Origin of the sequence: Stappia sp. (assembly GCF_048261845.1) — a bacterium.
Classification (GTDB): Bacteria; Pseudomonadota; Alphaproteobacteria; order Rhizobiales; family Stappiaceae; genus Stappia.
In genome coordinates this window covers 22,964-31,016 of the sequence record NZ_JBLXFR010000049.1, presented here as the reverse complement: position 1 = coordinate 31,016, position 8,053 = coordinate 22,964, and the positions used below count along the sequence as shown (strand labels likewise).

Annotated in this window: 8 protein-coding genes and 1 tRNA gene; 3 read left to right on the top strand and 6 right to left on the bottom strand. The window is 66.8% G+C overall.

Features of this window, described 5'->3' with window-relative positions:
- From ACN0T5_RS16755 to ACN0T5_RS16735, 5 genes are all read right to left on the bottom strand, one after another.
- The coding region (locus ACN0T5_RS16755; RefSeq protein WP_417769758.1) for a DUF938 domain-containing protein at nt 1-127 on the bottom strand (127 nt) is incomplete at its 3' end.
- Between the two features lie 8 nt (nt 128-135).
- Nucleotides 136-1,116, bottom strand: coding sequence for an adenosylcobinamide-phosphate synthase CbiB (gene cbiB, locus ACN0T5_RS16750; RefSeq protein ID WP_417769757.1), 981 nt, complete (start codon nt 1,114-1,116; stop codon nt 136-138).
- A 4-nt stretch (nt 1,117-1,120) separates the two neighbouring features.
- Nucleotides 1,121-2,122: a threonine-phosphate decarboxylase CobD gene (gene cobD / locus ACN0T5_RS16745; protein ID WP_417769756.1), complete on the bottom strand. Its 1,002-nt coding sequence runs from the start codon at nt 2,120-2,122 to the stop codon at nt 1,121-1,123.
- 150 nt (nt 2,123-2,272) lie between these two features.
- Nucleotides 2,273-2,346 (bottom strand) — tRNA-Cys (locus ACN0T5_RS16740).
- A 122-nt stretch (nt 2,347-2,468) separates the two neighbouring features.
- The gene (locus ACN0T5_RS16735) at nt 2,469-2,699 is read right to left on the bottom strand and encodes a hypothetical protein (protein WP_417769755.1); all 231 of its coding nucleotides are present in this window, start codon (nt 2,697-2,699) and stop codon (nt 2,469-2,471) included.
- Nucleotides 2,700-2,855: 156 nt separating this feature from the next.
- Between ACN0T5_RS16735 and ACN0T5_RS16730 the strand changes: the two genes are divergently transcribed.
- Entirely contained in the window at nt 2,856-3,446 is a 591-nt protein-coding gene (locus ACN0T5_RS16730) for an Lrp/AsnC family transcriptional regulator (RefSeq protein ID WP_417769754.1), read from the top strand.
- A 151-nt stretch (nt 3,447-3,597) separates the two neighbouring features.
- On the opposite strand, the gene ACN0T5_RS16725 is transcribed toward ACN0T5_RS16730, so the two are convergent.
- On the bottom strand, nt 3,598-5,397 hold the full coding sequence (locus tag ACN0T5_RS16725) for an NAD(P)/FAD-dependent oxidoreductase (RefSeq protein ID WP_417769753.1): 1,800 nt from the start codon (nt 5,395-5,397) through the stop codon (nt 3,598-3,600).
- A 413-nt stretch (nt 5,398-5,810) separates the two neighbouring features.
- Between ACN0T5_RS16725 and ACN0T5_RS16720 the strand changes: the two genes are divergently transcribed.
- Together ACN0T5_RS16720 and ACN0T5_RS16715 are read left to right on the top strand one after the other, a co-directional pair.
- On the top strand, nt 5,811-6,527 hold the full coding sequence (locus ACN0T5_RS16720; RefSeq protein ID WP_417769752.1) for a GntR family transcriptional regulator: 717 nt from the start codon (nt 5,811-5,813) through the stop codon (nt 6,525-6,527).
- A gap of 50 nt (nt 6,528-6,577) precedes the next feature.
- Nucleotides 6,578-8,032, top strand: a complete 1,455-nt coding sequence (locus ACN0T5_RS16715) for an NAD-dependent succinate-semialdehyde dehydrogenase (RefSeq protein ID WP_417769751.1) — start codon at nt 6,578-6,580, stop codon at nt 8,030-8,032.
- Nucleotides 8,033-8,053 lie beyond the last annotated feature (21 nt).

Below are 8,053 nucleotides of genomic sequence, written 5' to 3'. Positions count from 1 at the left end.
TGTGAACCGCGTGCTGGCCGGTGCCGCTGCCGATTTCCAGGATGCGCCGGCACCCGGCCAGATGGGGCGCAAGGCTTGCCAGGATCGCGTCCTTGTTGCGCTCGGCGGACGGGGCGAAGGGAAGCATTGCGGACCTCACAGGAACAGGGCAGGGAGCGCCAGCAGCGCGACGGTGCCGGCCTGCAGCGCCATCGCGTGGCGGAACACTTTCAGCGCCCGGGAAATGTCGCCGGCCGTCGCCTCCCGTCGGCCATCCTCGTTCATGAACGGATCGTCGACCGTATAGCCCGGATAGGCGCGCGGGCCGGCGAGCGCCAGTCCCAGCACCACCGCCATCGCCGCTTCCGGCCAGCCGGCATTGGGCGAGCGGTGCTTCGGCGCGTCGCGGCGCATCACGGCGATGCACTCGGTGACGGAGCGGCCGGAGAGCGGCGCGGTCACCGCCATCGCCAGTCCGCACAGGCGCGCCGCCGGCCAGTTCACCAGGTCGTCGAAACGGGCGGAGGCCCAGCCGAAGGCCCGGTGCCGGTCGGTCCGGTGGCCGATCATCGAATCTGCCGTGTTCACCGCCTTGTAGGCAATCAGCCCGGGCAGGCCGAGAACAAGGAACCACAGTGCCGGCGCGGTCACCCCGTCGGCGGCGTTCTCGGCGCAGGATTCGATCGCCGCGCGTGCGACGCCCGCCTCGTCGAGCTGTTCCGGGTCGCGCCCGACGATCATCGCCACCGCCCGGCGACCGCCCGCAAGCCCGCCCTCGACCAGCCCGTCGCGCACCGCCGCCACGTGGTCGTAAAGGCTTTTCTGCGCGATGAAGACGGCGGCGATCACGGCAATGCCGATCTCGCCGAAAGGCAGGGCGCGCAGGATCGCCTCCAGCAGGATGCCGACCAGAACGGAGATCGCGATGAGGCAGGCAAGGAAGATGGCGCCGTAGACCTTGCGGCTCGCCTCGGAGGCCTCGGGCGCGTTGAAATCCTGGTCGGCGATCTCGATCACCTTGCCGATCAGCGTCACCGGATGCGGCACATGCCGCCACAGCCAGGGCGGGTCGCCGATCAGCGCGTCGAGCGCCAGCGCCACGAGCAGCAGGAAGGCGGCATCGGAAAAAAGCAGCATGGCCTCAGGTCCCGGCCATCGCGCTTTCGAGCGCTGCCTCGAGCCGGGCAAGGTTCGCGGCGCCCGGCAACCCGATGCGGATCCAGTTCGGCGCGTAGTCGAAGACCCGGGTCCAGATCCTCTGCCGCGCCAGCGCCTCGTGCAGTCCGGCCGCGTTGCGGGCACCGGCCAGCACGAAGAGCGGCGTGCCGCCGAACACCGACAGGCCCTGCATCTGCAGGCTGTAGGTCAGTCCCGCCGCCTCGTCGGCGAGCCGGGCAAGCATCGCCTTGCGCCAGGCCTCGTCGCCAAGCGCCCGCGTGCCGATCTCCAGCGCAGGGCCTGAAACGGCCCAGCTTTCCAGTCGCGTCTCGAGCGCCGAAACGAGCGGCTTCGGCCCGGCGGCAAAGCCGAGGCGCAGGCCGGCAAGCCCGTAGAACTTGCCGAAGGAGCGCAGCACCAGCGCCGGCGCACCGGCAAGATGCGGCAGCACGCTGGCGCCCGGCACGCAGTCGGCGAAGGCCTCGTCGATGACGAGGAGCCCGCCGCGCGCCGCCATGGTCCGCGCCATGTATTGCAGGCTTTTCGGGTCGACCAGCCGCCCGTCCGGATTGTTGGGATTGACAAGGACGAGCACCCGCACCGAAGGGTCCGGCTCCGCATGCGGGGAGGTGAGTTCGGTGACCTTTCGCCCGGCGCGTGTCCATGTGTCCGCATGGCTGCCATAGGTCGGCCCGACAATGGCGACGTCGCCGGCGGGCGCGATATCGGGCAGCAGGGCGATCAGCGCCTGGGTGCCCGGTGCGGCAACGAGCGCGCTTGCCTCCGGCACCTCGTAGGCCTTGCGCGCGGCGGCAAGCAGCCGGTCGAGCGCCGCCCGCGAGGGAAGCTGCGTCCAGGCGCGTTGGGAAAGCGCTTCGGTGAGCGGATAGGCATAAGGGTTGATGCCGGTGGACAGGTCGAGCCAGTCGTCCGCGATCCCGCCATGCCGGGCGATCGCCGCGCCAAGATCACCACCATGCTTCATGCCCGTCTGCTCCTCCGTCCGGATCGCCCGGTTTGGTGCGACGGTAACGGCCCGGACAGTGGAAGCCAAGGACGGTTTGCGACCTGTCGGGCATGCGAAACGGCATGCCGCCGCAGGAGGGTGGCACGTGCAGGGAGATCATGAAGGGGATGGAGGCCTCGCCCGGAATCGAACCGGGGTGCACGGATTTGCAATCCGCTGCGTCACCACTCCGCCACGAGGCCTTGCCGCGTCTTTTCAGCGAGTTGCGGCACTCTGTCAAGCGGTGTGTGAGAATCGCCGCGATGCCATGTGCAAATCTCGGCATGGCCGGGGAAGGGCGGGCTGCCGAAGTCGGCAGGTGCCGTCATTGTTCGGATGCAACACGTCGCAGGCCGGGCCGGGATATCTCCATGGGGCATATCTGCGCACCGCTTTCGCGAACCGGTATCGCGGCAACAGCCCGGGCCGGTACGCTCAAGCCGCTCGCCCGCATCAACTCCCCGATCAGGGAAAGGGCCTCTTCCAGGTTCCCGTCGAACAGGCAACGGTTGATCTGCATCGACAGGGTGATCGTTCTGTTGTCGTTCTGCGTCATTGATATCCTCTCCGGCCCCGGCCTGCGGGCAGTTGCGGACCGCGTGCCCACGGTTATCGATAGCCGGACGCAACGAAAGATTGCAGGTGACGATTTGACAATCTGATTGCGAATTGCAAACTCGAAGCCATCTCTGGTTGCGCGAGGGAGGGTGCCGTGACGGACAGGCCTTGTGACAAATCGCCGGATGCGGCCGTCTCGCCGCTGGACCGCGAGTTGATCCGGTTGCTGTCGGAGGACGCCCGCCGGTCCAACACCGAGCTTGCCGGACTACTCAAGGTGTCGCGCACCACGGTCCAGAACCGCATTGCCCGGTTGGTCGATCTCGGCGTCATCGAGCGTTTCACCATCAAGCTCGCCGGCGGCGACCATGGCCGCGAGCCGGGAGAAGCGGCCTTCTTCCACATGAAGCTGAAGCGCCCCTTCTGCAGGATGGTCTACGAATCGGTTCGCGGCTGGCCGGAACTGACCGGGGCGTGGTCCATCGCCGGCGGCACCGACATGACCCTGCTCGTGCAATGCACGGGCCTTGCCCGGCTGGAGGAGTTGCGGGACCTCTTGGCCCGCCATCCGGAGGTGGAGATCGTGTGGACGGCGATGGTCCTGCGGCAATGGTCGCTGAAGTCCTCGCGAAACCGGGATTACGAGCCCGGCGACGGGCCAGACCGCCTCGACCTGCGCCTTCAGGAAATCGGGGCCGGGGAACGGCGGCAGGACATCAGCGACGGACTGGTGCAGGCGCGCTGAGCGGTCCCGGCCGCAATGCCCGGCACCGGGCCGGGCCCCGGGTTTCGGCGGCACGCCGGCTTTCCCGCCACCTGCCGGAAGCGAACCGGGCGGATCGCTCCGCCCGGCCGGTTTCCTTCGCATGGGTGTCAGTCCCCGCTCAACCCCCCGTTCACCCCTTGTGATGCACCTCTTGCAGCCCGTAGACCGGCGTCGGGATGCCCTCCATCCGCGCTTTAAGCTGCAGCGACAGGAACTGCGAATAGTGGCGCGACTGGTGCAGGTTGCCGCCGTGGAACCACAGCGCTTCCTGCTGCGTCGGCTTCCACATGTTGCGCTGCTCGCCCTCCCAGGGGCCGGGGTCCTTGGGCGTGTCCGAGCCCAGTCCCCAAACCTTGCCGACCCGGTCGGCGGTCTCCTGGTCGATCAGGTCGGCGACCCAGCCGTTCATCGAGCCGTAGCCGGTGGCATAGACGATGACGTCGGCCGGCACGTCCCTGCCATTGTCCAGCTTCACGGAGTTTTCGGTGATCTCCTCGACCTGACCGCCGACCAGCTTGATCTTGCCGTCGATGATCAGCTGCGAGGCACCGATGTCGATATAGTAGCCCGAGCCGCGCCGCAGGTATTTCATGAAAAGGCCGGACCCGTCCGTGCCGAAGTCGAGCTGGAAGCCGGCCTTTTCGAGCGCCGCGTAGAAGTCGGCGTCGATCTCGCGGATCTTGTCGTAAACCGGCTTCTGGAACTCGTGCAGGATGCGGTAGGGCAGGGAGGCGAAGATCAGGTCCGCCTTCGCCGTCGTCACGCCGTTTTCCACCGCCTGCTCGGAATAGAGCGCCCCCAGCCCGTGCTCCATCAGGGGTTCGGAGCGCACGATATGGGTCGTCGAGCGCTGCACCATGGTGACGTCGACGCCCGCCTCGTAAAGTGCCGCGCAGATGTCGTGGGCGGAGTTGTTGGAGCCGATGACGACGACCTTCCTGCCCTTGTAGCCGTCCGGTCCCGGATGCTGCGAGGAATGGTGCTGTTCGCCCTTGAAGCGCCCGGCGCCCTTGAAGGCGGGGATGTTGGCCTTGCCCGACATGCCGGTGGCGAAGACCAGCTGCTTCGGCCGCAGCACCACCGTCTCGCCGTCCCGCTCGACGGTGACGGCCCATTCCTTCGCCGCCTCGTCCCATTTTGCCGAACTGACGGTGGAGCGGGTCCAGTAGTTGAGCTCCATCACCTTGGTGTACATTTCCAGCCAGTCGCCGATCTTGTCCTTCGGCGCGAAGACGGGCCAGTTCTTCGGGAAGTCGATATAGGGCAGGTGGTCGTACCAGACCGGATCGTGCAGGCAGAGCGACTTGTAGCGCTTGCGCCAACTGTCGCCCGGGCGCTCGTTCTTCTCAACGATGATTGTCGGCACGCCGAGCTGGCGCAACCTTGCCCCGAGCGCGATGCCGCCCTGGCCGCCGCCGATGATCACCGTATAGGGCTGGGTCGTATAGCCGAGCGTCGCGGCCTCTTCCTCGCGCTCCTCCTTCCAGGTCTTGGCTCCAGGGCTGGAGCCGTGCCTCGCTCCGAGCGGGCGGGTGAAGCCGGCCTTCTCCTCGTGCCCCTTCAGCTCCGCCATGGTGGTCAGCAGCGTCCATATCTGCCCGTGCCGCAGGCGGATCAGCCCGTAGCCGCGCGCGACCCCGGTCTCGAAGGTGATCCACGCCTCGGTGATGCCGTCCGCCTCGCTCGCATCCTCGCCGGGCGCGACCGTCCAGTTCGTCGGCCGGACCTGCGACAGTTGCGATTGCAGCATGTCGCGCACCTCCTCGCGACCCTCCACCGTCTTGATGTTCCAGGTGAAGGTGACGAGGTCGCGCCAGTAGCAATCCTCGACGAACATCTCGGTCGCCTCGTCGATCCTTCCCGCCTCAAGGGCGGCGCCGAACGTGTCGAGGAAGGCCTGCATGCGGGCCGTGGGTGTCTTGTCGAGCATTGATGGTCCTCCCGTTGCTCTGTCGACGAAAAGGGCGCTTCTCCCTCGCCCTGTGCCCTGTCCCCGGCAAGCGGCGTGCCAACTTGCATGCAATACGCAAGGTCATGAAAATCAAAGGGTTGTCCGGGCGTCCGGCCAAACTGGCGCAGGCGGCCTGCAACACCTGTTGCAGCTTCTGCAACACCTGGTTCCGGGCTCTGCAGGGGTGTCGGGGGCGCGGCCTTGCGCATCGGACCGGCCGCGCCGCGGTCCCGCCACGCTGCCCTTTCACCTTGACATTCCGCCGGGCGCGTCTTTTTCTCGGCCGGGTCTTCTATATGATATTTGTCGTATGATTAACCGGGTTATGATGCGCCAGTCTCCCCCTGATCTTCCGCGCCGGGTCGGCGCGTGATTCCCGCGAGAACCACGACATGACCGACAAGACCGGATACCGGCCGCTCTACCAGCAGGTGCGCGATCTCTTCCAGTCGCGGATCGCCGACGGCACATGGTTGCCCGGCGGCAAGCTGCCGAGCGAACAGGCATTGGCGCGGGAACTGGATGTCAGCCACGGCACGGTGCGCAAGGCGCTGGACGAACTGGCCTTGCAGAAGCTGGTCGAGCGCCGCCAGGGCACGGGAACCTTCGTGCGGGCGGTGACGCCGGAGCGCTCGGTTTTCCAGTTCTTCTATTTCGCGCGTCCGGGCGGCGACCGGCTGATGCCGGAAGTCGTCGAAACGCGCAGCAGCGAAGGCGCGGCGAACGCGCTCGATCGCCGGCAGTTGCGCCTTGCCGACGGCGCGCAGGTGGTGCGTGTCGACCGGCTGCGCGGGTTCGATGGCGCAACGACGCTGATCGAGCGGATGGTGCTGCCGCTCGAACGGTTTCGCGGCCTTGCCGGGCGCAAGCTGCCGAACGCGCTCTACGCCATGTATCACAGCGATTACCGGGTGTTGGTCTCGGTGGTGACGGAGGAATTGCGGGCCGTCGCGGCGGAAACGGACGATGCCGCGCTTCTGGGGGTATCGCCGGCCACGCCATTGCTGGCCATCGACCGCATCGCCTATGATCTCGACGGGATCGCCGTTGAATGGCGGCAAACACTTTGTCTGACGCGAGACGTGGTCTACTCGGTCACCCAGCGCTAGGTGAATGGCGACGGACAGACCCTGACAAGAAACAAGGCGGGAGGACGCGGATGATCAACCAGCACACTCTTTTCAAGCAGTCCTGCCATATCGGCGGGTTGTGGACCCATGCCGACAGCGGCGCGGTGATCGAGGTCAACAACCCGGCCACCGGCGAGATCATCGGCACCGTGCCGCGCTGCGGCCGGGCCGAGACGGCGCGCGCCATCGAGGCCGCCTATCTCGCCTTCCAGGACTGGAAGATGACGACGGCCGAAGAGCGCGCCACCCTGATGCAGGCGCTCTGCGATGCGATCCTCGACAATCACGACGCGCTGGCCGAAATCCTGACCACGGAGATGGGCAAGCCTTTGGCCGAGGCGAAGGGCGAGATCGCGCTCGGCGTCAAGTATGTGCGCTTCTTCGCCGAGCAGGCCAAGCGCATCGACGGCGACATCATTCCCTCGCCCTGGCGCGGCAAGCGCATCCTCGTCACGAAGGAGCCGGTCGGCGTCACCGGCGCGATCACGCCCTGGAACTTTCCCCATTCGATGATCTCGCGCAAGCTCGGCGCGGCGCTTGCCGCCGGCTGCACCATGGTGATCAAGCCGGCCAGCCAGACGCCCTATTCGGCGCTTGCCTTCGGTGCCCTTGCCGAGGAGGTCGGTTTCCCGCGCGGCGTCGTCAATGTGCTGACCGGATCGGCGGCGGAGATCGCTGCGGAGATGTGCGAGAACCCGCATCTGCGCAAGATCACCTTCACCGGCTCGACCGAGGTCGGCAAGAAGCTCGCCTCGCAGGCCTCCGCCCACATGAAGAAGATCTCGATGGAGCTTGGCGGCAACGCGCCCTTCATCGTCTTCGACGATGCCGATCTGGACGCTGCCGTGGAAGGCGCGATGGTCTCCAAGTTCCGCAATTCGGGCCAGACCTGCGTCTGTGCCAACCGCATCTACGTGCAGGCCGGCGTCTATGACGCGTTTGCCGAAAAGCTCGCCGCTGCGGTCGCCGCGCTGAAGGTCGGAAACGGGCTGGAAGAGGGCACGACGCAAGGCCCGCTGATCGACGGCAAGGCGGTGGAGAAGGTCGAGGAGCACATCCAGGACGCGGTTGCCAAGGGCGGCCGTGTCGTCACCGGCGGCAAGCGCCACGCCAATGGCGGCAGCTTCTTCGAGCCGACGCTTGTGACCGGCGTCACCGCCGACATGAAGGTGGCGCGCGAGGAGACCTTCGGGCCGCTGGCCCCGCTCTTCCGCTTCGAGACCGAGGACGAGGCGGTGGCACGGGCCAACGACACGGAATTCGGCCTTGCCTGCTATTTCTACACGAAGGATCTCGGCCGCGCCTTCCGCGTCACCGAGGCGCTGGAATACGGGCTGGTCGGCGTCAACGAGGGGCTGATCACCACCGAAGTCGCGCCCTTTGGCGGGGTCAAGGATTCAGGCGTCGGCAACGAGGGCTCGAAATACGGCGTCGAGGACTATCTCAACATCAAATACGCCTGCATCGGCGGGCTGGGGATGTAGCGGCGAAAATCGCCGCACAGC